General features: G+C 54.9%; 29 protein-coding genes. 14 read left to right on the top strand and 15 right to left on the bottom strand.

The genetic code is table 11. The annotated features are described in order from the left end of the window. Positions 1 to 112 precede the first annotated feature (112 nt). Positions 113 to 544, bottom strand: coding sequence for a carboxymuconolactone decarboxylase family protein (locus tag HX778_RS22555; protein ID WP_038479583.1), 432 nt, complete (start codon positions 542 to 544; stop codon positions 113 to 115). A gap of 87 nt (positions 545 to 631) precedes the next feature. Between HX778_RS22555 and HX778_RS22550 the strand changes: the two genes are divergently transcribed. Beyond that, entirely contained in the window at positions 632 to 2008 is a 1377-nt protein-coding gene (locus HX778_RS22550; protein ID WP_176983122.1) for a PLP-dependent aminotransferase family protein, read from the top strand. A gap of 72 nt (positions 2009 to 2080) precedes the next feature. Here the strand turns inward: HX778_RS22550 and HX778_RS22545 are convergent, their stop codons facing one another. Beyond that, the gene (locus HX778_RS22545; RefSeq protein WP_038479586.1) at positions 2081 to 2410 is read right to left on the bottom strand and encodes a DUF883 family protein; all 330 of its coding nucleotides are present in this window, start codon (positions 2408 to 2410) and stop codon (positions 2081 to 2083) included. 160 nt (positions 2411 to 2570) lie between these two features. Between HX778_RS22545 and HX778_RS22540 the strand changes: the two genes are divergently transcribed. Continuing rightward, positions 2571 to 2915, top strand: a complete 345-nt coding sequence (locus HX778_RS22540) for a DUF2002 family protein (protein ID WP_038479590.1) — start codon at positions 2571 to 2573, stop codon at positions 2913 to 2915. Between the two features lie 44 nt (positions 2916 to 2959). Here the strand turns inward: HX778_RS22540 and HX778_RS22535 are convergent, their stop codons facing one another. Beyond that, positions 2960 to 3415, bottom strand: a complete 456-nt coding sequence (locus HX778_RS22535; protein ID WP_038479593.1) for an L-alanine exporter AlaE — start codon at positions 3413 to 3415, stop codon at positions 2960 to 2962. 351 nt (positions 3416 to 3766) lie between these two features. On the opposite strand from HX778_RS22535, the gene HX778_RS22530 reads away from it, so the two are divergent. Further along, on the top strand, positions 3767 to 4054 hold the full coding sequence (locus HX778_RS22530; protein ID WP_038479596.1) for a DUF2623 family protein: 288 nt from the start codon (positions 3767 to 3769) through the stop codon (positions 4052 to 4054). Between the two features lie 113 nt (positions 4055 to 4167). Here the strand turns inward: HX778_RS22530 and HX778_RS22525 are convergent, their stop codons facing one another. The 3 genes from HX778_RS22525 to HX778_RS22515 all read right to left on the bottom strand — a co-directional run bounded on the left by HX778_RS22525 (position 4168) and on the right by HX778_RS22515 (position 5273). Beyond that, a complete protein-coding gene (locus tag HX778_RS22525; protein WP_176983121.1) occupies positions 4168 to 4347 on the bottom strand; it encodes a hypothetical protein in 180 nt (59 codons plus the stop codon). A 90-nt stretch (positions 4348 to 4437) separates the two neighbouring features. Continuing rightward, positions 4438 to 4962, bottom strand: a complete 525-nt coding sequence (locus HX778_RS22520; protein WP_038479603.1) for a rhodanese family protein — start codon at positions 4960 to 4962, stop codon at positions 4438 to 4440. Between the two features lie 8 nt (positions 4963 to 4970). Then, positions 4971 to 5273: a helix-turn-helix transcriptional regulator gene (locus HX778_RS22515; protein WP_038479606.1), complete on the bottom strand. Its 303-nt coding sequence runs from the start codon at positions 5271 to 5273 to the stop codon at positions 4971 to 4973. Positions 5274 to 5340: 67 nt separating this feature from the next. On the opposite strand from HX778_RS22515, the gene HX778_RS22510 reads away from it, so the two are divergent. Together HX778_RS22510 and HX778_RS22505 are read left to right on the top strand one after the other, a co-directional pair. Beyond that, on the top strand, positions 5341 to 5952 hold the full coding sequence (locus HX778_RS22510; RefSeq protein ID WP_038479609.1) for a histidine phosphatase family protein: 612 nt from the start codon (positions 5341 to 5343) through the stop codon (positions 5950 to 5952). Positions 5953 to 6544: 592 nt separating this feature from the next. After that, a complete protein-coding gene (locus HX778_RS22505) occupies positions 6545 to 10615 on the top strand; it encodes an autotransporter outer membrane beta-barrel domain-containing protein (protein ID WP_176983120.1) in 4071 nt (1356 codons plus the stop codon). Between the two features lie 69 nt (positions 10616 to 10684). Here HX778_RS22505 and HX778_RS22500 read toward each other — a convergent pair whose 3' ends face one another. Beyond that, a complete protein-coding gene (locus tag HX778_RS22500) occupies positions 10685 to 11650 on the bottom strand; it encodes an AraC family transcriptional regulator (protein ID WP_176983119.1) in 966 nt (321 codons plus the stop codon). Positions 11651 to 11731: 81 nt separating this feature from the next. Here HX778_RS22500 and HX778_RS22495 point away from each other — a divergent pair, with 81 nt between their 5' ends. Then, positions 11732 to 12763, top strand: coding sequence for an aldehyde reductase (locus tag HX778_RS22495; RefSeq protein WP_176983118.1), 1032 nt, complete (start codon positions 11732 to 11734; stop codon positions 12761 to 12763). On the opposite strand, the gene HX778_RS22490 is transcribed toward HX778_RS22495, so the two are convergent. After that, the gene (locus HX778_RS22490; protein ID WP_176983117.1) at positions 12735 to 12878 is read right to left on the bottom strand and encodes a hypothetical protein; all 144 of its coding nucleotides are present in this window, start codon (positions 12876 to 12878) and stop codon (positions 12735 to 12737) included. The genes HX778_RS22495 and HX778_RS22490 overlap by 29 nt on opposite strands. A 190-nt stretch (positions 12879 to 13068) precedes the next feature. Here HX778_RS22490 and HX778_RS22485 point away from each other — a divergent pair, with 190 nt between their 5' ends. Continuing rightward, positions 13069 to 13458 carry a type II TA system antitoxin MqsA family protein gene (locus HX778_RS22485; protein ID WP_370527412.1) on the top strand — a complete coding sequence of 130 codons (390 nt, stop codon included), beginning with the start codon at positions 13069 to 13071 and terminating at the stop codon, positions 13456 to 13458. On the opposite strand, the gene HX778_RS22480 is transcribed toward HX778_RS22485, so the two are convergent. Further along, positions 13455 to 14387: a LysR family transcriptional regulator gene (locus tag HX778_RS22480; protein WP_176983115.1), complete on the bottom strand. Its 933-nt coding sequence runs from the start codon at positions 14385 to 14387 to the stop codon at positions 13455 to 13457. The genes HX778_RS22485 and HX778_RS22480 overlap by 4 nt on opposite strands. Positions 14388 to 14509: 122 nt before the next feature. On the opposite strand from HX778_RS22480, the gene HX778_RS22475 reads away from it, so the two are divergent. Further along, complete coding sequence (locus tag HX778_RS22475) at positions 14510 to 15190, top strand: nitroreductase (protein WP_176983114.1); 681 nt, start codon at positions 14510 to 14512, stop codon at positions 15188 to 15190. Between the two features lie 49 nt (positions 15191 to 15239). Here the strand turns inward: HX778_RS22475 and HX778_RS22470 are convergent, their stop codons facing one another. The 3 genes from HX778_RS22470 to cbpA all read right to left on the bottom strand — a co-directional run bounded on the left by HX778_RS22470 (position 15240) and on the right by cbpA (position 16973). Further along, the gene (locus tag HX778_RS22470; RefSeq protein WP_176983113.1) at positions 15240 to 15599 is read right to left on the bottom strand and encodes a hypothetical protein; all 360 of its coding nucleotides are present in this window, start codon (positions 15597 to 15599) and stop codon (positions 15240 to 15242) included. Between the two features lie 149 nt (positions 15600 to 15748). Next, entirely contained in the window at positions 15749 to 16054 is a 306-nt protein-coding gene (gene cbpM, locus HX778_RS22465; RefSeq protein ID WP_176983112.1) for a chaperone modulator CbpM, read from the bottom strand. Further along, on the bottom strand, positions 16047 to 16973 hold the full coding sequence (gene cbpA / locus HX778_RS22460; protein WP_176983111.1) for a curved DNA-binding protein: 927 nt from the start codon (positions 16971 to 16973) through the stop codon (positions 16047 to 16049). The genes cbpM and cbpA overlap by 8 nt, the downstream gene beginning before the upstream one ends. Before the next feature lie 285 nt (positions 16974 to 17258). Between cbpA and HX778_RS22455 the strand changes: the two genes are divergently transcribed. From HX778_RS22455 to HX778_RS22445, 3 genes are all read left to right on the top strand, one after another. Further along, positions 17259 to 17528 carry a DUF1778 domain-containing protein gene (locus HX778_RS22455; protein ID WP_176983110.1) on the top strand — a complete coding sequence of 90 codons (270 nt, stop codon included), beginning with the start codon at positions 17259 to 17261 and terminating at the stop codon, positions 17526 to 17528. 3 nt (positions 17529 to 17531) lie between these two features. Next, positions 17532 to 18056 carry a GNAT family N-acetyltransferase gene (locus HX778_RS22450; RefSeq protein WP_038479633.1) on the top strand — a complete coding sequence of 175 codons (525 nt, stop codon included), beginning with the start codon at positions 17532 to 17534 and terminating at the stop codon, positions 18054 to 18056. A gap of 265 nt (positions 18057 to 18321) precedes the next feature. Further along, positions 18322 to 18801, top strand: a complete 480-nt coding sequence (locus HX778_RS22445) for an Rrf2 family transcriptional regulator (RefSeq protein WP_008458195.1) — start codon at positions 18322 to 18324, stop codon at positions 18799 to 18801. 103 nt (positions 18802 to 18904) lie between these two features. Here HX778_RS22445 and oqxB read toward each other — a convergent pair whose 3' ends face one another. Beyond that, positions 18905 to 22057 (bottom strand): multidrug efflux RND transporter permease subunit OqxB, encoded by a 3153-nt coding sequence (oqxB, locus tag HX778_RS22440; RefSeq protein ID WP_038479636.1) that lies wholly within the window; start codon positions 22055 to 22057, stop codon positions 18905 to 18907. Positions 22058 to 22080: 23 nt separating this feature from the next. Continuing rightward, the gene (locus HX778_RS22435) at positions 22081 to 23259 is read right to left on the bottom strand and encodes an efflux RND transporter periplasmic adaptor subunit (protein ID WP_176983109.1); all 1179 of its coding nucleotides are present in this window, start codon (positions 23257 to 23259) and stop codon (positions 22081 to 22083) included. Between the two features lie 335 nt (positions 23260 to 23594). On the opposite strand from HX778_RS22435, the gene HX778_RS22430 reads away from it, so the two are divergent. Continuing rightward, positions 23595 to 23945: a helix-turn-helix domain-containing protein gene (locus HX778_RS22430; protein ID WP_038479642.1), complete on the top strand. Its 351-nt coding sequence runs from the start codon at positions 23595 to 23597 to the stop codon at positions 23943 to 23945. Between the two features lie 88 nt (positions 23946 to 24033). On the opposite strand, the gene symE is transcribed toward HX778_RS22430, so the two are convergent. After that, complete coding sequence (gene symE, locus HX778_RS22425) at positions 24034 to 24372, bottom strand: endoribonuclease SymE (protein ID WP_176983108.1); 339 nt, start codon at positions 24370 to 24372, stop codon at positions 24034 to 24036. 277 nt (positions 24373 to 24649) lie between these two features. Between symE and HX778_RS22420 the strand changes: the two genes are divergently transcribed. After that, positions 24650 to 25126, top strand: a complete 477-nt coding sequence (locus HX778_RS22420) for a GNAT family N-acetyltransferase (protein WP_255483491.1) — start codon at positions 24650 to 24652, stop codon at positions 25124 to 25126. Between the two features lie 112 nt (positions 25127 to 25238). Then, a complete protein-coding gene (locus HX778_RS22415) occupies positions 25239 to 26510 on the top strand; it encodes a hypothetical protein (protein ID WP_176983107.1) in 1272 nt (423 codons plus the stop codon). The last annotated feature ends 98 nt before the right edge of the window (positions 26511 to 26608 follow it).

Raw genomic sequence — 26608 nt, 5'->3', positions numbered from 1 at the left:
CCCGAGACGTTCACCGGTGCAGTGGTGACAGATGAAACAGGACTGGAAGTGAACGGAATATTCACCGACCATACATAATCGCGAGTATTTGTGACGAAGAGACTATACCCGCTTATTGCCGCATCCCAACCGCAACGCGGTTAAACGCATTCATCATGCTGGCCGCCAGCGTCAAATCGACAATCTCCTCGGCGCTGAAAAATTGCAGCAGCGGCTGATAAACATCGTCTTCGGCGTTGCTGTCGGCAATCAGGGTAATGGCTTCTGCCCAGGCCAGAGCCGCACGCTCTTTCTCCGTAAACTGATGGCTTACCTTCCAGCCCGCCAGTGAATCCAGCTTCACCTGCTCAACGCCGGATTTACGCAGCGCTTTAGAATGCATCTCCAGGCAGTAGGCGCAGCCATTAATCTGCGAAACGCGCAGGAAAACCAGCTCGATCAGCTCGTTGCTTAGCGGGCCGTTTTCCAGGCCCTGCAGCGCCTGCCGCATCGGTTTGATCACGTTGGGGGAAAGTTCATAGTAAGGCTGACGTAATTCGATCATGGTGTGGCTCCTCAGGTTGGTGTGAGGCAAATTTACCACTATAATGGACTATCAAAGAGAGCCATAAGTTAACTAAAAAACCAGACCATGAAACAGAAGCCAGTCCCGCCGGTTGTTGCATCTCACCACACTCAGCCGCGCTATCAGCAGATTGCGCGCCAGCTAAAGCAGGCGATAAACAGCGGCGAGCTGACCGCGGGAAGCCGCCTGCCTTCCAGCCGGACTTTGGCGCTGGAGCTGGGCGTTGCCAGAGCCACGGTTGAAAATGCGTATGGCGACCTGGTTGCCCAGGGCTGGCTGGAGCGACGCGGGCAAGCCGGCACCTTCGTTAGCCCGTCGGTGAAAAGCGATGGCGGAGGCGAAAACGTCTCAGCCGCCAGGCCGCAGGGCGCACCCAGACCTTTCCAGATGGGGCTTCCGGCGCTGGATCTTTTCCCCCGTGCCATTTGGGCAAGGCTTATGGGGCGGCGCCTGCGCCAGCAAACTCGCTTTGACCTGATGCTTCCTGAACCCGGCGGTGAAGCCTCACTTAAGCAGGCGATTGCAGATTACCTGCGCTTTTCACGCAGCATCGACTGCCAGCCGGAGCAAATTTTTGTCACCTCAGGCTTCCAGGCTGGATTAGCCCTGGTGCTCTCTACGCTTGCGCGACCGGGGGATGGCATCTGGCTGGAAGATCCGGGCTACCGCTTCGTCCGCCCCGACTTTGCGAAGGCTGGAATGCAGGTCCGTGCTATCCCTGTCGATGGTGAAGGGATGCAGGTGGATTACGGTTTACGCCACTTTTCCGATGCCCGTTTTGCGCTTTTGACGCCCGCACACCAAAGCCCATCGGGCGTTGCGCTCTCTCTGCCACGCCGACACGCTTTATTGGAATGGGCCAGCCGCGAGCAGAGCTGGATTATTGAGGATGACTACGACAGCGAATTTCGCTACCACGGTAAACCGCTGCCGCCGCTCAAAAGCCTGGACAGCCCGCAGCGCGTTATTTACGCGGGGACTTTCAGCAAGTCGATGTTTCCCGCGCTCCGTGTGGCATGGCTGGTGGTACCTCCCCATGCGGTGGAAGATTTTCAGCGGCAGGCTCGCAGGCAGCCTTGTACTGCACCAGTCCTTATCCAGCAGGCCATTGCTGATTTCTTGCGGGAGGGGCATTTCTGGCGGCACCTAAAAAAAATGCGTCAGTGCTACGCCGAGCGTCGGCTATGGCTCGAGGAGGCGCTGCGTGCGCAAGGGTTTGCGGTTGTGCCGCAGGAAGGCGGCATTCAGATGGTGATGGAAGTTGAAGGTGATGACCTGGCCGTGGAAGGCAAAGCGAGAGCCGCGGGGCTTGCGGTTCAGGCGCTTAGCCGCTGGCGAATAGAACATGCCGGGCGGGGCGGTTTACTGCTGAGCTTTACCAACATCAGCTCGTATGAACTTGCACAGCGCTATGCGTTACGGCTGCGGCTGGCCATAACGTAAAAACCCCGGCGAAAAGCACCGGGGTTGTAACACGCATTTAGTCTCATTTATCGACTGTTAAACACTCAGGGGTTAGCGGCGTGACACCAGCAAAGCCCCAAGGAAAATACCCACCGCCGCGCCAATACCCACGCTCTGCCAGGGTTTGTCACGGACATAGGAATCGGCGCAGCCTACGGCATCACGTGCGGCCTGCTTAACGCGACCCTGGTTGCCGTTAATACGCGCACGGGTCTCTTTCAGAAGGGCTTCGGCTTTTTTACGTGCGGCATCAACTTCATCTTTCGCATCGCTACCGAAGGACTTCAGTACATCTTCCAGCGTATCCGCAAGCTGGCTGACATCGTTATTGATTTCGTCTACCTGATCGTCAACGTTATTTCTGTTTGCTCGGCTAGCCATTGTTGTCTCCCTTTCTAATATGTAAGGCTAAGTGTAGACCATGGATTTTAGTTATGGGGCGGCTCACGGCTATTGCCGGGCTTTCTGGACAATTCCGAAAGCGTTGCCGATGCTGCTTAATGTATGGTTGCGATGCAGTAAATGATGACGAGGAAAATCTATGTATTTACGACCGGACGAGGTGGCCCGAGTTCTTGAGAAATCGGGTTTTACCATGGATGTGGTAACAGCAAAAACCTACGGCTATCGTCGTGGCGAGAATTACGTGTATGTGAACCGCGAAGCACGCATGGGGCGCACCGCCCTGATTATTCATCCTACCCTGAGAGAGCGTAGCCAGTCGCTGGCCGATCCGGCTTCAGAAATGAAGACCTGCGATCATTATCAGCAGTTCCCGCTCTATCTGGCCGGTGAAACGCACGAACACTATGGCATTCCGCACGGTTTCAGCTCCCGTATTGCGCTGGAAAGGTATCTGGCAGGGTTATTTGGCGAGACTGAATAAGTGAACGACTGGCTTTCAGGCCAGTCGCCCTTGCAAACCGGGACTCAGGCTCCCGCCTTCACGCCTATCTGGCCGCTGACGCGAAACAGGCGGCGGCAAAAATCCAGGAAGTAGCCGTAAGCGGCACCCATCATCATCGACACCAGCAGGTTCGACGTCACGGCAGCCACAATCTGGTGCCAGTCCGCGCCTACGCTCCATAAAATCACCACATAGACCGGGGACTGGAAGGTTACGTAGGCCAGCACGTCAGCCAGGTTTTTCGCCCAGCTTGCCGGGGTGATACGACGAGCCGCACGCATAAAGGCATCGCGGTAGAAGCCGTATGGCCAGGCGATAAGAATATTAACCGGCACGGCGACCAGGCGAGAAGAGAGTGACTGTTCGAAAGTCATGCCTGAGAGGAAGATCTCAATCATCATGTTCACGACCGAGCAATACACTACCATCGCAAAAATATCTGCGGCTGCATGGCGTAAGCGTGACTCACGGGAAAACATAATGTTGACTCCGATTTAAAAGCAGTGTGTTGAGCTGCTTTTATGGCTAATTGGCAGTGTTATGAATCATGTAATTTATCCTGCGTAGGGTATGTTACTGGATTGATTTCATCAATTAGCTAAAAATTTTTATTTATAGGGTTTTTGTCGATAAAGTGCGATGAAACACACTTTGCCGCTGGCATTTCCTGATTTTGTGGTCTCTTTTTTATTTTTCTATTTATTATCAACGAGATGAATTAATCGTGCCCAAAAGCACAGAATCCCCCAAAAACCCTGGGTTTTAGGGATACCCATCACGTTTAAAATCGTTATATAATTATTTATATAGCGAGTGATGAGGAGTCGCTGATGGATAACCATTTTGGTAAGGGCCTGATGGCCGGAATGAAAGCCCGGCAGGCCGACAGCGCGGTCAACGTTGAGCGTTTTTGTTCTGATTACAAGCGCGGCTTCGTGCTGGGTTTTGCTCACCATATGGCCGAGCAAACCGGCGATCGTCAGCGCGCAGCCTGGGAAGCCGGGGTGCTGACTCGTCGCTATCAGCTGGATAAAGAGTCGGTGGCTGACTTCCTGAAAGAGGTCAACGCGGACGTTGCGGTTCGATGTTTCTTTGCGGGTTATGAGAAGGGCTACTGATTGCTGGCCTGGATTGCCGCCGTGCCCGGTTGTTTATGAATGGCGACGACAAGGATAGGGGCACTTTTATTGATAAGAACGGCGTGATTAACCTCACGCCGTTTTTTTATGGCTCAGCAAACGCCGAAATCGCCTTCTTCCTTGTACAGCGAGACAGAATCCGCTTTCAGCGTCAGTTTATCCGCGCCTAAGGTTGAGGCCGGGACGCAAATCAAATCCTCTCCCTGAACCTCGACGACCTGCAGCTTAGGGCCGCCCTGGTTTGGCTGAACCACATCACCTGGTTTAAACATAGAAAAACCTCTGAATGCTAAGGGAATTTAATGCGGTTATGCCGCCAGATAACCATAGATCAGAAATCGAGGTGGATAAAGCAGGATACGCTAGCTGCGGTTCCACGGCAGCCAGGCGAGTAAACGCGCCATGCCGCAAAATCCGCTGATCCCGGCAAACAGTAAACCTGCGCCCACAAAGCCTGAAATCAGGAAAAAACCTTGATTGATGGCGTATCCCAGTACGACACCGAGCAGGATCAACGAACCTGCGACGATCTGCACCTGCCGCATGATGGGCATGGGCTGGCTTTTATCCGCCAGAACTTCCTGCCCGCCTTTTTTCCACGCCTCAAGCCCGCCTTCCAGCAACATGACCTGAGCCGGTTCGGCAAGCTTAGCCAGTTTTTGAGCATGCTGAGAGGAGCGCATCCCGGACTGGCAGTGGAAAATCACCACATCGTGCGGGTCCAGTGGCCCCAGTCGGGCGCCGTTTTCAATCGCCGAGAGCGGCAACAGATGCGCTTCAGGAATGTTTTCGCGGGCATGTTCATCCGGCTCGCGGATGTCTATCAGCGCTGCTCCGCTGGCAATGAGCTTTTTCGCTTCTTCTGCCGTGATGGCTGGTATGGTCATGATGTTCCTTAAGGGCAATAAATGGCTTTCAGCGTCGCGATCACCTCGCGCACTGAGCTATCTTTGATGAAATAGAGCACTCGCTGGGCGTTACGCTGGTGCTCAATGAGTCCTTCATCCTTCATTTTCGCCAGGTGTTGAGACGTTGCCGACGGGCTTAACCCTGCGGCGGCGGCCAGTTCTCCGGCGCTGGTGCCGGGGGAGTCGAGCAGCAGGCACAGAATCAGCAAACGCCGCGGGTTGCTCATGGCTTTCAGTAGTTTTGCTGCTTCATCCGCGCTGGACTGAAGCTGAGAAAGGTCTGGTTTCATCGTACCTTATTTTAGATTTTTCTAAATTTAGTAAATGCTAAATTAAATTTTCAACAAAGGAAAGAGCATGCGGGTAATTCTGGTACGGCATGGCGAAAGTGAGGGGAATCAACAAGGCATTATTCAGGGAAGGCTGGACAGCCAACTCACGGCGCGGGGGCTCCGGCAAAGCTTTGCGCTGGCTGCCGCGTTGGCCGATTTAACCGTCGCGCATATTTACACGTCACCAGCCCTGCGTGCACAGGGCACAGCGAATGTGCTGGCTAGCAAATTAGGCAGCCGGATAAGCGTGGATGAACGTTTACAAGAACGTGATTTTGGGCGGCTTCAGGGGATAAATGCGATGGAGGCGCAAAAACAGCATCCTGAGTTATTTGATGCCCTGCTATCGGGCGATCCTCTGCGGGTTAGTTCTCAGGGTGAAAGCCTGAATAACGTGAGTCATCGCCTGTTTTCTTGCCTGAAAACGCTAAATATACATCACCAGAAGGATACCGTTATTATTGTGAGCCACGGCCATGCTTTGGAGATTGCCATTTGGGAATTGAAAGGTGCTTTAATTACCGACGATCTCAGACAATATGGTCATCAAAACTGCAGTTATAGCATCATGAATATCGAAGATGAATGTATCCAATTGGTTAAATGGGGTGTTGCGACGCATTTACGTGATATCTGAAAGCGATTATTGATGCTGTTTAAGCTTGTTGAAGACTTATTTGTTGCACCTGAAGTAGGGTTTTTCATGTGGTTTTTTCAATGACAAAATTAATTTTTTACTTTCAAAAATAAAATTAAGGTTAATTCCCTAATAGGATTAGTCTGTAAATCCATGTTTTTTAATATTTCATCTCTGTAAGTTTTGTTTTTATTTAACACCAACAAAAACAATCAGTTGTGTTGTGTTTTTGGTCTGAAGATATCAGTTTATATCCTCATCTAAATTCCCCTTATTATTCATTCCATGCGCCAGGTCAAATTGTAATACAATTTAATTTCACTTAAGTCTATTTTCATGGTGTTAAAATTAGCCACCGAAATGAATTTTTTCTCTGAAAGAAATAGCCGTGAAAGGTTAATTTTATCGCCGCTTGGGTGTTTTGTAATTACATTGTTTTAACACGAGAGTGACTTTTAAATGAACCCAGCTTTCATTTGATGGTTGTTTTCGCTCGTCTTTTAAAACCCGAAGGCAATTTTAAATAAATTGTTGCGCGCCTGTTTCTGATATTTCGAATCAACATAACTCCGCAGAGTTAAAGAGGACGGAAATGCCCCATTTATTACAGACCCCCGGTAAGCGACATTTGATTGCCACCGCAATCGGCGCCGCGTTGTTAAGCACCGCCCCACAGTATGTGCTCGCCGCTGACGGCCAGACAGGCGCACCTTCAACCGTTTCTGACAGCGCTCAGGGTGGCGGTGGCGGCACAATGGACACCACAACGGGCATCGGCGGTAACGGTGGTGCCGGGGGGGCCGGTGAGCGTGGGCAGGGCAGTAGCCAGGGGGAAAATGGCGGCGCCGGGAGCGTGGATGGCGTGGATAATTCGTTGCCACCGGGTACCGCAACCGGGGGCGTAGGCCAGCAGCCTAACGGCACGGCCACCAACGGCAGCGGTTCTGCCGGCGGCGGCGGCGGCGGTGGTTCAGCGGGTGAAGTTGTCGGCGGCAATAACCAGAGCAGCAACGGCGGAGACATCAAAGGCGGTAATGGTGGGCGCGGGGGCAACGGCGGCAGCAACGCCACCGATGTTGCCGATGCAGGTAACGGCGGCAGCGGTGGTGACGGCGGTGAAGGCGGGGCGGGTGTACTGATTACCGGGTCGGGCAGCTATAGCAACAGTGGCTCCATTAGCGGGGGCGACGGGGGCACCGGCGGTAATACCGGGAGCGCAACGGCTAACAGCCAAACCACACCGGGCGAAGAATTACACGGCGGGAGCGGCGGTGCCGGTGGGGCCGGAGGCGACGGCATCATGTCGACACAGGGCGGCAATATCACCAACGACGGAACCATCACCGGCGGGCATGGTGCGACGGGCGGCCTGGCGGCAAACGCGGACACCAAAGACAACGCTGATGTTACCGGTTTTGGCGGCAAAGGCGGTGAAGCTGCAGAGGGCGGAAACGGCGTATTGCTGAGCGGCACCAGCGCCATCACTAACAACGGTAATATCCACGGCGGCGACGGCGGTAACGGCGGGGCCGTTGAGTCCGGCCAGGGAACCGGCATCGTAGGTTATGGTTCTGCGGGCGGCAACGGCGGCAGCGGCATCACCGTCAAAGGCAGCGGCAAGGTCATTAACAGCGCAGGCGGTCACATTGTGGGCGGCAACGCCGGGACAGGCGGCGGCGGTAACTCCAACAGCAGCGGGGATAATCTCACCGGTGGCGACGGCGGCGATGGCGGTAAAGGCGGCAGCGGGATCTCGCTTGAGGGCGGCGGCAGCGTCAGTAACTTCGGTGAAGTAACCGGCGGCCTCGGCAATCGCGGTGGCGGTAGCGGCAATTTAAGTACCTCGCAGGGGGGGGATTCTGGTGCGGGCGGTATTGGGATTGAAATCAACGGCGGGGGCGATGTTGTTAACGAATCCACCGGCGTAGTGACCGGCGGTAAAGGCGGCGATGATTCTGCCGGCGGCGGTGGTGTCGGTGGCGCTGGGGGTGATGCTGTCTCCATTATTGGCGCCGGGAGCGTCACTAACCAGGGCTCGTTTGTCGGCGGCAACGGCGGCGCGGGCGCCAACGGCAGCAGCCCAACGTCAGACGGCGGGACCGGGGCAAAAGGCGGTAACGGCCTGTCCATTGACGGCCAGGGTACGCTGACCAACGATACCGGCGCCAGTATCACCGGTGGGTTAGGGGGAACCGGCGGCGGCGGCGGTGGCAATGCCAGCCACGGCGGTAGCGGGGGCGAAGGCGGAAGCGGCGTCCTGATTGGTGCCGGTGGCATGGTCGTCAATAACGGTGCAATTCTGGGCGGGACGGGCAATCGCGGCGGCGGCGGTGGCGGTGATGCCGGCGGTGCAGGCGGCGCGGGGATCAACATTACCTCCGGCGGTGGTAGCGTCGTCAATACCGGCACGATATCCGGGGGCAATGGTGGCGAACCGGGTACGGCGGGCGGCAATAACGGCGTAGGGGCCGTGGGCGTTGGCGGGGTGGGCATCAGCGGTAGCGATATGACCATCGTCAACAGCGGTACCCTTAGCGGCGGGATGGATTTCGACGGGCAAAATCGCTCTCAGGCCGTTTTGTTTACCGGCGGGACCAACTCGCTGGAGCTGCGCGACGGCTATAACGTGCTGGGTAACGTGCAGGCCACGGCCGGGGACGACACGCTTATCCTGGGCGGAGCGGCGGACAGCCAGTTTGATGCGGCCAGCATTGGCGATACTGCTCAATATGAAGGTTTCGAGCATTTCCATAAAACGGGTGCCAGCACCTGGGTGCTGAACAACACCACGGCTGCCACAACGCCATGGACTTTGTATGAAGGTATCTTACAGGTCGCTGAAAACGGCGCGCTGGGCTCTGCCGCCAGCCTGCTGACTTTTGACGGCGGTACGCTGCAGTTGAGCAATAGCTTTGATTTAGAACGTGCCATCACGCTGGAAAGCGCGGGCGGCACGCTGGATACCCAGGCATTTAACACGACCATCAGCCAGGGCGTAACCGGCAGCGGTAGCCTGACCAAACTGGGCAGCGGTGCGCTGACAATGACCGGCGACAGCACCTACACAGGCACCACTACGCTGGCGGAAGGGAGCCTGGATGTCACGGGAACTCTGGTCAGCGACGTGACGGCTAAGAGCCTGACCGAGCTTTCCGGGACCGGCAGCATAGGCGCAGCCACGCTGGAAACCGGCAGCAGCTTAACCGTTGGCAGCCCGCTGCAGAACAACGATGCTGCAGCCAGCTTTACCGTGAACGGCGCTCTGAATAACAGCGGCACCGTTAATCTTTCCCGGAACGCTAACATTGCCGGCAACCGTCTTAATGTTAGCGGTGATTATATCGGCGGGGCCGACAGCCGGCTGAACGTTAACACCGTGCTGGGGGACGACAGTTCGTTGACCGACAAACTGGTTATCCATGGTGGCACTTCTGGTTCAACCGTTCTGACTGTCAATAACGTTGGCGGCCAGGGGGCGCAAACCGAGCAGGGCATTGAAGTGGTGACCGTTGACGGGAACTCCGCGGCGGGCGCGTTTACCCAGTCCGGGCGTATCGTTGCCGGGGCATGGGACTACAGCCTGGTGCAGAAGGGGCAGAACTGGTACCTGATCTCTATGAGCAACCTGCCTCCGGAGCCGCCGGTTATCCCGGTTACCCCGATTATGCCAACGCAGCCAGATCCTGTACGGGTTTATCGCCCTGAGGTCGGCAGCTACCTGGTGAATCTGGCGGCGGCGAATACGTTATTTAACCTGACGCTGGACGATCGTGAAGGGGCCACCGAATACCGTGCTCCACTGGACGAGCGCGGTCTGACCCGCAGCACTTTCTGGCTGCGTCAGGAGGGCGGGCAAAACCGCTTCCATACCGGGGAAGGCCAGATAAGCTCCAGCGCTAACCGCTATGTTGCACAGATGGGGAACGAGTTCTTACACGGCACCAGCAATCAGACCGACCGCTGGGGCGCAGGCCTGATGGCCGGTTACGGTAACGTTAGCGGCAACTCACGTTCGAATCTGACCGGCTATCGCTCTGAGTCAGAGATGGACGGCTACAGCGTCGGCGCATACGGTACCTGGTATCAGAACGCCGTGTCCCGCGAAGGCGTCTATGTCGATGGCTGGGTGATGTACAACTGGTTTAACAACCGCGTAAGCAGTGACGATTTGCCGAACGAAGACTACAAGAGCCGGGGCTTCACCGCGTCGCTGGAAAGTGGCTATAACATGCTGCTTAGCGAAAGCGAGCGCCAGGCAGTTTATCTTGAACCTCAGGCGCAGCTGACCTGGATGGGCGTACACAGCCCTGATCACACCGAGGTTAACGGCACTCGCATTCAGGACAGCGGGCAGGGCAACCTGCAGTCTCGTCTGGGCGTGCGGCTGTACCTGCGCGGTCACCGGAAAGAGGACGACGGCAAAGGGCGTGAGTTCAAGCCTTATGTCGAGGCTGACTGGCTGCATAACAGCAAAAACTTTGGTGTGAAAATGGGGGGTACGCAGCTCAATGAAGAGGGGGCCCGCAACATCGGCCAGCTCAAGCTTGGCGTGCAGGGGCAGATTTCCCATGACCTCAATATGTGGGGCGGCGTCGCGCAGCAAATTGGCGATAAAGGCTACCATGACACGTCAGCAATGATTGGCGTGAAATACGGGTTCTAATAAACCACACAACGCGGTCGCGAGGTTTGCGGCCACTCAAACGCCGCCATTGTGCGGCGTTTTTTGTTTCTAACCGATCGTGCTGCGGGCGGCGCTACGCCATGCTTTGGGCGACAGCCCGGTTTTGCGCTTAAAGGCGTTGCTAAAGGCGCTTTCTGAAGTGTACCCGAGCGACTGGGCTACCATGGCGATGTGATCCGTCTGCTCGCGCAGCGCTTTTTCAGCCAGCCTCATACGCCACTGGGTAAGGTAAGCCCCCGGCGTAATGCCCGATACGTTACGGAAATACTGCGCAAATGTGGTGCGCGACATGGCGCAGGATTTGGCGAGCTCTTCCAGACGCCAGTTCCGAGCCGGGTTAGCATGAATAAGCTGAAGCGCCGGGGCAAGACGGGCGTCTCCCAGCGCTCGCAGCAAACCTGCCGGAAGTGAACTGCTGGTTTGCAAATGGGCACGGAGGATCTGAATAAACAGCAGCTGCGAGAGCTGCGCGGAGGCCAGCTGCGTGCCGGGCAGGGCCGTTTCTCGTTCGGCTATCAATCGATCGAGCAGCCAGCGAAACGAAGCCGCCTGTGGCGACGCCGCCGGAATGTGAATCCACTGCGGCAGCACCTGCGCAAGCATTTGCCCGCGGTTGGGGTCCAGCAGCACGTGGCCGCCCATATACTCAAACTCCTTTCCTTCCCCCAGGGCCGCATAGTTTCGCTCCCCGGCCTTAAAAACGCTCATGGCATCTACCGGCTGAATCTCCGGTGAACTGGCAACAATAAATGCGCGCTTTGCGTTCAGCAGGCCGACATCGCCGGTGCTGAAGTGAATGGGGGCCGGATGGCCTTCGAGTATTACCCAGCAGCTGCCTTTGACGATGGCGAAGAACTTGATTTTGTCCGGCGGCGGGAAGTGCAGCGCCCAGTCGCCACCCGCGGTAAAACCACCGGTGACCAGCGACTCGGCGTCGGCAAATTTGAGGATTTCAGAAAATGGATCGGTGCGCATTGCCGTACTATCACGCAAGTATAACGGACTTTCAAGCATTCAAAATCCAGAGGTCGGGCTTTATTCTGTGCAGCAAATGAACGCATTGTGCCTGGTTGCCAGGCCGCAGAGGACGAAAGCATGACGCAAGACATCGTATTGGTTACCGGTGGCACCGGGTTTATCGCGCAACACTGCATTATCGCGCTGCTGGCGAAAGGCTATGAAGTTCGCACCACCGTGCGTTCCGCTGACCGCAAAGCAGAAGTGCTCAAAAACCTGAAAGAGGGCGGCTGCGAGCCGGGGGATCGTCTCTCCTTTTTAGTCGCTGATTTAATGGCGGATGAAGGCTGGGCAGATGCTATGGCCGGGTGTAGCTATGTGATGCACGGCGCTTCCCCGACGCCTTCTGGCAACCACGCCACCGACGATGACTGGATCAAACCCGCGGTGGACGGCAACCTGCGAGTGCTCCGTACCGCAAGCTTTGCGGGCGTTAAGCGCGTGGTGCTTACCTCTGCCTTTGGTGCCGTTGGCGTTGGGCATCCCGCAGGCCACCGTCGTCCGTTCGATGAAACGGACTGGAGCGATGTCTCCGGTAAAGTCTGGCCATATCAGAAGTCGAAAACGATGGCTGAAAAAGCGGCATGGGCGTTTATCGAAAAAGAGGGGCGCGGGCTTGAGCTTTCGGCGGTGAACCCGGTGGCGGTGATGGGGCCGGTATTGGGGCCTGATTTTTCCCACTCCACTCGGCTGGTAAAAAACATGCTGGACGGGCAAAAGGGCAACCCGAACATCAACTCTTGCTTTGTGGACGTGCGCGACGTGGCCGATTTGCACTGGCTGGCGATGACGCATCCTGCCGCCAACGGGGAGCGCTTCCTTGCCAGTTCCGGCCACAGTCTGCTGATGGTTGAGGTGGCAAAAATCCTGCGTAAACACCTCGGTGAAGCCGCCAGCAAAGTCTCCACCCTCGCGCTGCCGGACTGGATGGTGCGCCTGGCGGCGCACAAAAATCCGGGTATGAAAGGGTCGCTGACTCTGCTCGGTGTGGACATGAATGTGACCAACGCGAAAGCGGTAAACCTGCTCGGCTGGGCGCCGCGCTCCCCGGAGGAGGCTATTGTCGCCACCGCCGAAAGCTTTATTCGCCTGGGTTTACTGGAGAAATAAACCCTGGCAGCGTGTGGCCTTCAGCCGTGGCCACGCTAAGGCTCTCCGAAAGCGCCTGCCCCATCAGGGCTTCTCCGCCCTGCGTCGCCAGAATATCGCCCACGCTGCCGGGCATCGGTCATTTCTGAAGATGTCTCGAGGATTTGAATCTGGTCAATTTACACACATGCCAAACGAAATTAACCTATTTGCATATTTTGCAAATAGGTTAATTTTCATGGAGAAGAGAACGCCCCACCCCCGTCTGAGTGTTATTCACTCTATGGTCAGAGCAAATACTAAGGAGTCCTGATATGAAATGCCCAGTGTGCGGTGGCAATCATGCCGTTCATGAAGCCCGTGATATTCATTATGAATACAAAGGCCATTCAAAGACGTTTCCAGGCGTGACCGGACTGCATTGTCATGATTGCGGCGAAATTGTTTTCGCCGACGGGGAAGGTGAAGAGTATTTCACCGGTATGCTGGCATTTAACCGTGAAGTGAACGCTCAGGAGGTCGACCCTGCTTTTATCGCGGCGGTACGGAAGCGTTTAAAACTGAACCAGGCGCAGGCTGCAGAGTTTTTTGGCGGGGGCGCAAATGCCTTCAGCCGCTATGAAACCGGGCGTATTGCTCCGCCACGTCCATTAATCCTCTTATTTAAAGCCCTGGATAAACACCCTGAGCTTTTCGAAGAACTCAAAACAAGTTAAACGTCCTGCCAGTAGGGCGGTGAACCAAACTTCCCCATAAAGAAGTCGATGACGGTGCGGGTGTTGAGCGACGGAAAGCGGCCGCCTGGGTACAGCATATAGAGTGAATGATCGGTGGCGCTGTAAGACGCGGTGTAATCCGTCATCAACGGAATCAGCCGTTGAGTCCGCAGCGAGTCGCTTATCTGCCAGTCCGGGAACAGCACGATACCCGCGCCGTCTTCCGCGGCCTTCACCAGCATCTCCGCATTGCCGGAAACGATTTTAGGCTCCGGCAGGAGCTGTAGCTTCTCTTCGCCCTGCGTAAAGTACCAGCGCTGCAGCCCCATCAGGCCGCGGTAGGCCAGCAGCCTGTGGCCGTGCAGGTCTTCCGGCGTTTGCGGCAAGCCGTAGCGTTCGAGATAGGCCGGGCTGGCGACCAGATAAGCACGCTGCCGGGTAATGAAGCGCCCGTGAAGCGAGCTGTCCTGCACCGGGGCAATGCGCAGCAGCAGGTCCGTGCCGTCCGCCAGCGGGTCGATGTAGTTATCGGTCAGGTTTAGCTCCAGCCGCAACGCCGGGTAGCGCTCGCTGAGTTCGGCAATCCACGGGGCAATGTGGCGCAGCCCGAAGGAGACCGGGGCGTTAAAGCGAAACACGCCGCCGGGCTGCTGGCGACGCTCGCCAATCTGGGTTTGCGCCTGCTCAAGCTGGCTGAGCATTTCCCGGAACGCGGCGGCGTAGATATTCCCCGCATCGGTGGCGGCCACCGCTCGTGTATTGCGGTAAAGCAACTGGGTCTCCAGAGACTGCTCGAGCTGAATCACGGTGCGCGAAACGGAAGAGGGGGACAGATTTTCCTGCCGGGCCACTTCGGAAAAACTGCCTTCGCTGATGACCGCCAGGAAGAGGCGTATCGAGCGGGCGTTTATCTGGCTCAGATCTTTCATTTGTGCAGTTTCCGCAAAAGTCTTTAAGGGATTATACGGTTTTTCGCTATGCCCGGCAGCGCTAACATCCTCGGCAGCAAATCTTTCCGGCACATTGCCGGGTTATAAACAGAGAGGATGGTATGAGCAATCAGGTTCTGGCTTTTGACGAGGCCGTGCGCCAGCGTTTTTCATCGCGAGCGTTTCTGTCTACGCCGCTGACCGACGAGCAAATTCAGGCCGTTTTGCAGGATGCGCAATATTCCCCGTCCAACTGCAATACGCAGCCGTGGAACGTGCATATTGTCTCCGGCGCAACCAAAGACGCGCTGCAAAAGATGATGATTGAGAACGACATTGCGGGCAACGTAACGCCGGACTTCAGCTTCAGCTATGACGACTTCCACGGCGACTACTACGAGCGCAGCCAGCGCCAGGCGAAGGTTTATTATGATGCGTTAGGCATTGCCCGCGATGATAAAGAGAAACGCCGCGAAGCCTACCTGCGTAACTTCAACTTCTTCGGGGCGCCACACGTGGCCTTCCTGTTTATGCCGTCGTTTGGCGACAACGTGCGCGTGGCGTCAGATATCGGTATGTACGGCCAGAGCTTCCTGCTGTCTCTTGCGGCACGCGGTTTTGCCGGTATTCCGCAAACGCTGCTGGGCTTCCATGCTGACGCGACGCGTAAAATTCTGGGCGTGCCGGATGACTATCGCCTGCTGTTCGGCATCTCTTTTGGTTATGCCGACCCGGATGCACCTTCCGCTGGCGTACGCATGTGGCGTCAGAGCGTGGACGAAAGCGTAACGCTGCATAACTAGCGGGCATAAAAAAAGCCGCTTTCGCGGCTTTTTCTTCAGAGAAGGCGAATTATTCGCTGACTTTTTTCTTCAGGTCAGAAGCGCCTTCTTTGGTTTTATTCCACCCTTTTTCAGCGCCTTCTTTGGTTGCGTCCCAACCTTTCTCGGTGCCTTCTTTGGTTTTATGCCATGCCTTCTGGGAGCCTTCGCTTATCTTGCTGCCCGTGCTGTCGCTCTTCCCTTCGACGGTATGTTTAGACTTGAGCTTCAGCTCTTCGCCTTTGTTCTCTGCCTGGTGCAGTTTCTCTTTGGCGGTGTTAGCGCCTTCGTGCGCCGCGGCGACGGTGTCATCTGTTGCGTGTGTGGTGGTCGCGGCAAAAACAGGAGCAGCCAGCAGAATTGCAGATAAAGCGATGATCGTTTTTTTCATAATATCCTCAACAAACGTTATCAGTCCTTATGACCGTGAATAAGCCTGGCACAGCGAAGCGGAAGTTGCCTTAGGTAATAATCCTAAATGAATCAGGACATTCACGGCTGGTGGATATATTTTGCTGAATAATCCACCAGGTTATGTGCCTATGGATGGCGGATGAAACGCCCTATCCGCTGTCTGAGCAGGCGATTCTCCTGGCTCAGGCGTTCGTTCTCCTCGAGCAGCGTGAGCGCCACGGCGATGCCCGGCCAGTCCAGCGCCAATTCTCGTCTTAGCCGCAGTGCCCGCTGCGCGACGTTGATCGCGTGGTCGTCAAACTGCCACGGTTTGACCTCAAAATCGTAAGGTTCGACGACGCCAAGCCCGACGATTTCATTGAGTTCCTCTGCCTGAATGCCGGTGTGCAGGCAGAACTCGGTGATGGTAAAAGTGACGGTGACGTTAGCCATTATTTTTCCCCCAATCTTTGCGCGGATTGAACGCCGACTGGGCGTCTGCGAGCTGCTGCCAGAGCGCCGCAGCGTTTTCGTCTGGCTTAGGCGGCATCACGATTTTAATTACCGCGAACAGGTCGCCGGTATGCTGTTTACTGACCAGCCCTTTGCCCTTGATACGCAGCTTCTGCCCGGCCTGGCTGCCCGCTGGAATGGTCATCAAAATGCTGTCTTTGAGCGTTGGAACCTCGACTTTGGCGCCCAGCGCGGCTTCCCACGGCGCCAGCGGCACCACAACTTCCAGATTGTGGCCGACAATGTCGAACAGCGGGTGCGGCGCGATGTGCATCACCAGCCACAGGTCACCGTTTGGCCCACCGTTTTCACCCGGCGTGCCCTGGCCTTTGAGCCGGATGCGCTGCCCGTCGCCGACGCCCGCCGGAATTTTCACGTTCAACGTTTTCGGGATTTCCCGCTCGACGATGCCAAAGACGTTGTAGACCGGCAGCTTGTAGCTGATGGTGCGGCTGTGCTCGGCCAGCGTTTCTTCGAGGAAAACCGCCACTTCAATCTCTACATCGTGGCCGCGTGCGGCGTGCGGCTGGCGAGACTGCCTGGCCTGCTGGCCGAACATAGAAGAGAAGATATCTTCGAAGTCCTGGGCGTTGTAGCTCTGCTCGCCACCCTGGTGGAACTGCTGGTTAAACTGTGGGTCGTTGCGGTGCTGCCACATCTGGTCGTATTCGGCGCGGCGCTGCTCGTCGCTCAGCACTTCCCAGGCTTCCGCCACTTCCTTAAAGCGGGCTTCTGCGTCGGGCTCTTTGCTGACATCGGGGTGATATTTGCGCGCCAGGCGGCGGTAAGCGGTTTTGATGGTTTTGAGTTCGTCCGTCGGTTTCACGCCCATGATGGCGTAATAATCCTTTAATTCCATATCGTTATCTCGCATAAATCGGTGCATGCAGAACAGAACGTGCGGAAAGTGTCGCCAATAAGTATAGGCCCGTTGGGGGAAGGTGGGGCCGTTATAACGGGATTTTTAGGTGCGACGATCTGGCAGGATTTGAGGACGGTCGAGATTAGTTGTTGAAAATTTGCGCCAATGAGCATATCGTCATTGTACGGAATATTTCCGTACATATTTAAGTGGCTAGCCTTAAGTTGTTCATTGATTTTATCGTACTGCTGACACCTGCGGCAGTGCGGGAGTAAATACAGGATGCCAGCTTTAAAAAAACAGCGTATCGATCTTAGATTAAGCGACGACGACAAAAGCATGATCGAAGAGGCTGCGGCAATGTCCAACCAGACGATCACTCAGTTTATGATTGCCTGTGCGTCTGCGCGCGCTGCGGAAGTGATCGAGCAACATCGCCGCCTGGTGCTCAGTGAAGCATCGTGGAACCTTGTGATGGATGCTATCAGCAACCCGCCTGAACCGGATGACAGGCTCAAACGTGCAGCAAGGCGTCTGAAAGACATGGAGTAAGCCGTGGCAGACCTGATGATTGAATTATTTTCAGAACAAACTGCGTATGATTTTCGCGGCTTCGACTGCGGTGAAGCTTCTCTGAATGCATTTCTCTCCGAGCACTTTGTCCGGCAGCATAATGGCCGCTTTTTACGCGGCTATCTTCTTGTGACAAAGGACGCCAATCCCAAAGTGCTGGGTTACTACACTTTGTCCGGCAGTTGCTTTGAAAAAGAGGCGCTGCCGTCAAACACCCAGAAGCGAAAAATCCCTTATGCCAATGTCCCCAGCGTGACGCTGGGGCGGCTGGCGATTCACAAAGATCTGCAGGGCCAGGAATGGGGTTCGACGCTAGTGGCGCATGCGATGAAGGTGGTTTATTTAGCTTCGCAGGCGGTGGGCGTTCATGGGATTTTTGTCGATGCCATTAACGACAATGCGAAGCGCTTTTATCAAAAATTAGGGTTTATTCCGCTGGTGGGAAAAAACAACAATTCGCTTTTTTATCCTACCCGCTCGATTGAGAAATTATTTGAGCAAGAATAAGCGATCTATTTGATCTTCTGTGACATGACTTATTATTCAGTATGGCAAATACTTGAATTAATTAACCGACCTGACAGAATTTGTTTTTTTGAATAGTTTAGTTCCGTAACTTATTAAAATTGAGCTTTCGGTTATTTTGAGCTGGCTCCCAGCTAAAGCTCAGATTGCTTCAAAAAAAACGCTACATTTGTTATATTGTTGCTCATTGATTATTCACCTAGCGGTGCCAAAAAGAACAAGATTCACCGCGACCCAGGAAAATGAAATGTTAGATTACCGCTTCCCGACAGCTTTGCAGATGGTTCTCAGCGTAGCGATGGCGGAGCAAATGGGTGAACGCTCGACCAGCGCCATCCTGGCCTATGGTCTGGAAGCTAACCCGAGCTTTATCCGTAAACTGATGGTTCCCCTCACGCGCGACGGCATTATTGTCTCGACGCTGGGGCGCAACGGTTCCATTCATCTTGGCCGCCCGGCCGAAGAGATAACCCTGCGAGATATTTACCTGTCGGTGATTGAAGACAAAAAGATTTGGGCGTCCCGCCCGGACGTGCCTGCCCGCTGCGTGGTCAGCGCCAACGCCTGCTGGTACTTCAAAACGATTGCAGAAGAAGCCGAAGAGGCGTCTCTGGCGGTGCTGGCTCGCCATACCGTGGCAAGCGCGCTGGAGAAAGTGAAAAAGAGCGATACCAGCGGCTGCCAGCCAGTGCCCGAGCTTGAGGCGCTGTACAAAAAAGGCCACTAAGCCCCGCAATCACCTTTTCCCAGAAATAAAGAAACCGCCTCTTTGAAAGGCGGTTTTTTGTTGGGCTAATCGGGCGGCTTTTACACCGCCCTTATTATCTGGCTCACGCCTCGATAGTTTTGGCCTGGGATTTGCCGCGCGTAACGAGCTTACGCAGCGTGACGTAAAACACCGGCGTCAGGAACAGACCAAACAGCGTCACTCCCAACATGCCCGAGAACACCGTCACCCCGGTCACGCCGCGCACTTCCGCCCCCGCGCCGTGGCCCAGAATCAGCGGAATAGTCCCGGCGATAAAGGCGATAGACGTCATCACGATAGGGCGCAGACGCAGGCGGCATGCTTCCAGCGCAGACTCCATAATGCCTTTGCCCTGCATCTCCAGCTCGCGGGCGAACTCGACGATCAGGATGGCGTTCTTACAGGCCAGGCCCATCAGCACCACCAGCCCGACCTGCACGAACACGTTGTTGTCGCCGCCGGTCAGCCAGACGCCGAACAGCGCGGACAGCATGGTCATCGGCACAATCAGGATCACCGCCAGCGGCAGCGTCCAGCTTTCATACAGCGCGGCGAGCACCAGGAACGCCAGCAGCACCGCCACCGGGAAGACGATCATCGCCGTGTTGCCCTGGGTTGCCTGCTGATAGCTCAGATCCGTCCATTCGATGTTCATCCCGTTCGGCAGCACCTGGCCGGACATCGCGGCCAGTTTTGTCATCGCCTGAGCGGAAGAGAGCACGCGTGGGTCCGCATCCCCGATGAGATCCGCCGCAGGATAGCCGTTGTAGCGGATCACCGGGTCCGGCCCGTAGGTGGTGGTGATTTTTACCATACTGCCGATCGGCACCATTTCGCCCTGATTGTTGCGGGTACGCAGGTTACCGATGTCTTCGATGCTGTCGCGGAACTGCCCGTCGGCCTGGGCCATCACGCGCCAGGTACGGCCAAACTCGTTAAAGTCGTTCACGTATGACGAGCCTAAATAGGTTTGCAGCGTGCCGAACAGGTCGGTCAGCGACACGCCCTGGGCTTTGGCTTTGTCGCGATCTACCTGCACATCAAGTTGCGGCACGTTCGCCTGGTAGGTGGAGATCGGGAAGTGCATCCCCGGCGTCTGCATGATCGCGCCTGACATGGTGTTCACCGCGGTTTGCAGCGCCCCGTAGCCTAAGCCCGCCCGGTCCTGGATATACAGCGAGTAGCCGGAACCCTGGCCCAGCCCCAGAATTGGCGGCGGCAGAATAGAGAAGCCGAAGCCTTCCTGGATTTGCGAGATTTTGGCGTTGATCTCGGCGTTAATTTGCGCGGCGGTATGTTTCCGCTCGCCGAACGGCTTCAGGCCGAAGAACACCGTGCCGGTATTCGGCGTGTTGGTGAACTGCAGCGCGTTGAGGCCAGGGAACGCCACCGCGTAATCCACGCCCTCGGTATTCATGCCGATTTCGCTCATTTTGCGGATCACCGCGTCGGTGCGTTCCAGCGAGGAGCCTTCCGGCATCTTCACGCCGCCGATCAGGTAGAGCTTATCCTGGGTAGGAATAAACCCGCCCGGTACGGTTTTGAACATCACCCCGGCAGCACACAGCAGCAGTACGTACACCGCGAACACCGCGCCACGGCGGCCAAGCGTTTTGCCGACCAGCCCCTGGTAACCTTCCGAACTGCGGTGGAAGAAGCGGTTGAACGGCCGGAACAGCCAGCCGAACAGGCGGTCGATCAGCCGGGTTGGCATGTCCTTCGGCGCGCCGTGCGGCTTCAGCAGCAGCGCCGCCAGCGCAGGGGAGAGCGTCAGGGAGTTAATCGCCGAGATCACCGTCGAAATGGCGATGGTCACCGCGAACTGCTTGTAGAACTGCCCGGTCACGCCGGAGAGGAACGCCATCGGCACGAACACCGCGCACAGCACCAGGGCGATGGCGATAATCGGCCCGGACACCTCACGCATGGCCTGATGCGCCGCCTGCAGCGGGGCAAGCCCTTCCTCAATGTTACGCTCGACGTTCTCCACCACCACGATGGCGTCGTCCACCACGATGCCGATGGCGAGCACCAGCCCGAACAAACTCAGCGTGTTAAGCGAGAAGCCAAGCAGGTAAAGAATGCTGAACGTCCCCACCACCGAAACCGGGACGGCAATCAGCGGGATAATCGATGCGCGCCAGGTTTGCAGGAACAAAATAACGACCATCACAACCAGCACGACCGCTTCCAGCAGGGTTTGCACCACCGCCCGGATGGAGTCGCGCACGAAGACCGTTGGGTCGTAAGGTGCCGCCCACTTCATGTCTTCAGGGAAGCGCGTGGACAGCTCGGCCATCTTGGCGCGCACGGCGTTAGACAGATCGATAGCGTTAGCACCAGGAGCCTGGAAGATACCGATCCCGACCGCATCTTTGTTGTTCAGCTGGGAGCGCAGGGCGTAGCTGCCGGAACCCAGCTCGATACGCGCCACGTCGCGCAGGCGAACCAGCGAGCCGTCCGGCGAGGTTTTCAGGATGATGTTGCCGAACTCTTCTTCGCTGTGCAGGCGGCCCTGGGCGTTAATCGAGATCAGGAAATCACTCGCTTTTGGCAGCGGCTCTGCGCCGAGCTGACCGGCAGAGACCTGCACGTTCTGCTCCTGCATCGCGGTGACCACGTCAGAGGCCGTCAGGCCACGCGCCGCCACTTTGTTCGGATCTAACCACACGCGCATGGCGTATTCGCCGGAGCCGAAAATCTGGATCTGCCCGACGCCCGGTAGGCGCGCCAGCTCGTCTTTCACCTTCAGCGTGGCGTAGTTACGCATATACAGCGAGTCGTACTTGCCGTTCGGCGAGAACAGATGCACCACCAGGGTCAGCGTCGGCGACTGTTTCTGGGTGGTGATGCCGAGGCGGCGAACGTCTTCCGGCAGGCGAGCTTCGGCCTGGGAAACGCGGTTCTGCACCTGAACCTGTGCCTGATCCGGGTCGGTGCCAGGACGGAAGGTCACGGTCGTCACCAGCACGCCGTCGGAACCGGCGACCGATTTCATGTACATCATGTTTTCGACGCCGTTGATCGCTTCTTCCAGCGGCGTCGCCACGGTTTCAGCGATCACTTTCGGGTTGGCGCCAGGGTATTCCGCCCGGACCTGCACGCTTGGCGGCACGACGTCCGGGTATTCACTGATCGGCAGCAGCGGGATCGCGATAAGCCCCGTAATAAAAATCAGAATCGACAGCACCGCGGCAAAAATCGGCCTGTCGATAAAAAAGCGGGAAAAGTCCATGCGTCGGATTCTCTGGTAGGGGATCAGTTAACGGCAGCGCTGGTGGCGGCCATGGCGACAGGTTTAGCGTTCACCGGCATGCCCGGCATAAACACTTTTTGCAGCCCGTCGACGATGACTTTATCGCCAGGGTTCAGCCCCTGCTGCACGATGCGCAGCCCGGAAGCGAGGCGGCCCGGCGTGATATCGCGGCGCTGTGCCTTGCCGTCTTTATCCACGATGTAAACGTATTTTCTGTCCTGGTCGGTCAGCACCGCCTTGTCGTTGATCAGCAGGGCCTGGAACTCCGCGCTGCCCGGCAGGCGAACGCGGGCGAACAGCCCCGGCGTGAACTGACGCTGGGCGTTATCCAGCAGGGCGCGCATGCGGATGGTGCCGGTGCTGGCGGTGAGCTGGTTATCGAGGAAGTCCACTTTGCCCTGATGCGGGTAGCCTTCTTCCCCGGACAGGCCAATTTCCACCGGCAGCGCCTGATGGTTGCTGGCCGCGCCCTGGCCGCTGCGGGCGAGGTTCTGGTAGTGGAGATAGGTGGATTCATCTACGTCGAAGTAGGCGTAAACCGTCTTCTGAGACACCACGGTGGTGAGCACGCTGGCGCTGTCGCCCGCCGTGACCAGGTTGCCGCTGGTGATCAACGCGCGGCTGGCGCGGCCGTCGATCGGGGCGGTGACTTTGGTGAAGTCGAGGTTAAGCTGCGCCGCGTCAACCGCCGCCTGCGCGGCACGAATATCGGCATCGGCCTGGGTGGCCGCAGAGCGGCGCTGTTCCCACTCTTCGCGGGAAATCACGTTGGTGCCGATCAGTTTGTCGGTGCGGCTGGCTTCACTGCGGGCGAGGCTGGCCTGGGTTTTGGCTCTCATCAACGCCGCCTGCGCCTGTTCCAGCGCGGCGCGGTAGGTTCTGTCGTCGATGGTGAACAGCACTTCACCTTTCTTCACTTCCTGGCCGTCGGTGTAGTTCACTTTGTCGATATAGCCGGAGACGCGGGGGCGGAGCTGAACGCTTTCCACCGCCTCGATGCGGCCGTTGAAGCTGTCCCACTGGCTGACGGGTTTCACCACCACGTCGGCGACGCTGACGGCAGGTGCCTGCGGCACGGCGTTTTGTGCGACTCCCCGGTCGCATCCGGCGAGCAGCGCGGCAAGCAGTACCGGGCCTAACACGCGCAGATGAAGGCTAACCCAATGTTTTTGCAGGCTCATTATTCTTATTCCGATAGTTGAAGTCGGCCGGGCAAGACGCAGCGGAGGGTGCCGCGCCACTTCCTTTGTCCGGGCTGACCTGAGGCCATTTGTGTCGCTCATCGGCACAAAATGTGTATCAATTACGAATACAGTATCGCGGCGATTGTAGGAAGGCGTAGAACTAAGTGCAAGAATAATTGTTGCACTTTATGTGCTATTTGTGCCCTTGCAAAAAGGCCCATTTGTAACGGGGATTTAATGTAACAATAAAACTTGCAATTTTTGTCAAAGCAGGTCAACTTTAAATGCAACTGATAAAGATGCTTTTAACAAACCCGCAGGGGAGAGACACGATGAGCACCGATGCCTTCATGCATGATTTACTCAACTGGATAGATAATCACCTGGACAGCCGCCTCGACATCAACACCGTTTCCGAACGGGCAGGGTACTCGAAGTGGCACCTGCAGCGGATCTTCAAGCAGCATACCGGCTACAATCTGGGGGAGTACATTCGCGCGCAGAAGCTGAAGAAATCTGCCGAGCGCCTGAGCCACACCGAAGAGCCGATCCTGAACGTGGCGATCTCCCTGGGTTTTGACTCGCAGCAGTCTTTCAACCGCAGCTTTAAGCGCCAGTACGGCATCGCGCCGGGCGTGTGGCGCAGGCAGCTGGCTCACGACGGGAACCGCTATGGAGCCTGAGGCTTTCTCCGCGCGGGCAACCCGCTTTATGCTTTGGCTTATACCCGACGATAAACCCCGGCGATGAAACCGGGGTTGGCGTCATCCGCTAGACTCCGCGCGGCTTCGGCGCGATAACGTCCTCGATAAACGCTTTGACCTGCTTCTGCCTGCGGGCGGAAAGCTTACACACCTTGCGCAGCGTCTGCATGATCTCCGGCTCTTCCACCGGCGGCTGCGGCTCTTTGGCCGTTAATATCAGGCAGCCCGGCAGAACCCGCACCTCCACGCTTGTGCCCGTATCAAAACCCGCTTCCGCAAGCCAGAACCCATTTAACGTTATGGCGGGTGAGGGCTGGAGTTTTTTCGAATCTCGAATGTAGCCCACAGTATAAGTCCTTGTTGTTGTGGGGATGTGCTTCTCTGGCTTACTATGCTCTTCAGTCATGATCAACTCCGTTGGTAGTTGGTTGTGATTAGCGGTTAGGGCGGGTTGCCGCCTGCCTTAATCGCGCTTCTTTTGGTTCTCTTCTTTACAGCTATTCTTACTGCTGAAAACTGCTTACTTCATGTGGGTATTATACCTTGCGGGCCGGTTTTGCTGGGAAATCGGTGGGGTAAATGGAATGCGCCTCCCAAAAAATGGTAGGGGGAAAATATCTTTTATTCGCTTATTATTTCTTCTCTATAGCTGTTGTCGGTTATTGATAAAAACAGGTGCATTCTTGGTTAATTTGTCGCTAACAGATCTGAATGTTTACTCCGCTTCCCCCGACGATGCGCAGATGCTGGCTGATATACGCGTTGAATCAATGCGGCCCAGCCTGGAAGCGCTGAACAGGTTTGATCCAGCCAGAGCGCGAGATCGTTTTCTTTCGACGTTTGAGGAAAGTGATACCTTCATCCTTTCCCTGGGTGGCGAAGTCGCGGGTTTCTACGTGCTCAGAACCTACCCTGAATATTTCTACTTGGATCACTTCTATATTAAAAACCAATTTCAGGGGAAAGGAATCGGAAGCATTGTGATGAAAGGCCTGAAGGCACAGGCCAGCGCTTCGGCGAAACCCATCTGGTTGATCGCCCTAAAAGAAAGCCCGGCTAATACATTTTATCTCTCTCAGGGTTTTGTTTTTGAGCGTGAGGAGGGGGTTGATAGGCATTATTTTTGGGGGAAGAAAAGTAGGAGTGGATGGTTCGTTTAGCAGGGATACTTACACAACGACATCAGTTGAAAATCTCTACGACTAAAATATTGTACCTTTTACTGAATATGTTACGATAAAAAACCTTTATTTTCTTAATGACTTATAATTCATGACTACACAGACAATTAATAGAGAGGCAGCAAAAACTTCTGGAAGTGGATTGTTATTCCAGCGAGTTAGGGCTGTTCATCGGCTTTTAGATTTGATAAGTAGGTTAGGAAAAAAAACTTGTTACTGTGCTACCGAATTTATTGAGGATTCTGCAACGCTGACAGTTAACGATGGTATTGCGACTCTTGAAATAGAAGAGAATAAGAAATATTCAAGTGGCTTAAGCTTCAATTCAGAGGCAATAAAGAATACAATTGTAGCTTTTGCAGATCAATACATAAATCATTTCAATGATTCTAAAACAATCGATTTTTCAATATTCTGCCATGCACAGTTATCAGATGAGCAACTTGAAAATTCAATATTAAATAAGGCTGCTCCTAATTTACCATTGAGTCAAACAAAAACCACTAAGCTAAATATATTAAAAAAATTAGTTAAAAAAGATAAGCTTACACTAGATGAAATAACAATTGCGAAGTTGTTATTTATTGAGGAGTATGAAAAGCAATATGCAATTTATGCTGATAAAGATAAAAAAATAATCACTTCTTATGGTGGGAATTATAAGATAATATCAAATTGGGATAGTGATGATTTTTATTTATTTTTATCTTCTATATCATTTATTATTGTTGAGTCAGATAATGATACTTATGATGATGTAGTTATGAAATGTATTAAAGATTGTCAGTTTTATGATCATCGACATTATGGCCTCGAAAATATAATTCTTGGTGCGTTAGAAAGCTTATTTGACCGAAATCAGCAGGATGGGCGAAAATTTGGCAGGTTTGTGAGTCGTGAAATGGTGCAAGTAATATTTCTGCAAGCAGCCTCAAATCAAAATGAGCTAAAACCAATTGATCCTTCATGGAAAGTATTTGAAAATCTTGACGTTAGCGATCAGCGAAATCTTGAAGAGAAAATAAAAGTTGTTTGCAAGGATATTAAAGAGAGGAAAATCCAACGCTTAAGTTTTACTGCTACTAAAGCAAGAACAAATGAAGAGTTATTTGGACAAGAGTATGTATCATTAAGGTGTAATTTTTATGAATGGTGTAGTGAATATATTGAAAGTAATCTCTCACGGATAAATTATACTACCGATGACTTGGTAAATCATTTAGACCAAATGACGGATTTATGCTACGCTAACATGCAACAGCTAAAAAAAACATATCGAATGAGCATTGATGATAAACTAACGATTCGTGGAATCATTTTGACATTAGTTGATGACTGTTATCTAGCATTCGACGAAGAATAGAAAATAATATGAATCTAAAATTAAACAATGATAAGTTAAAAAGAATAAGCTTCGTTTCTGGCGAGGATTTCTATTTCTTAACTTATTTAATAATTATT

It is taken from the genome of Cedecea sp. P7760 (assembly GCF_013386425.1).
Lineage (GTDB): Bacteria > Pseudomonadota > Gammaproteobacteria > Enterobacterales > Enterobacteriaceae > Cedecea > Cedecea selenatireducens.
Note: the sequence above shows the minus strand (reverse complement) of the source record. Positions and strands in the feature narration are given on the sequence as shown.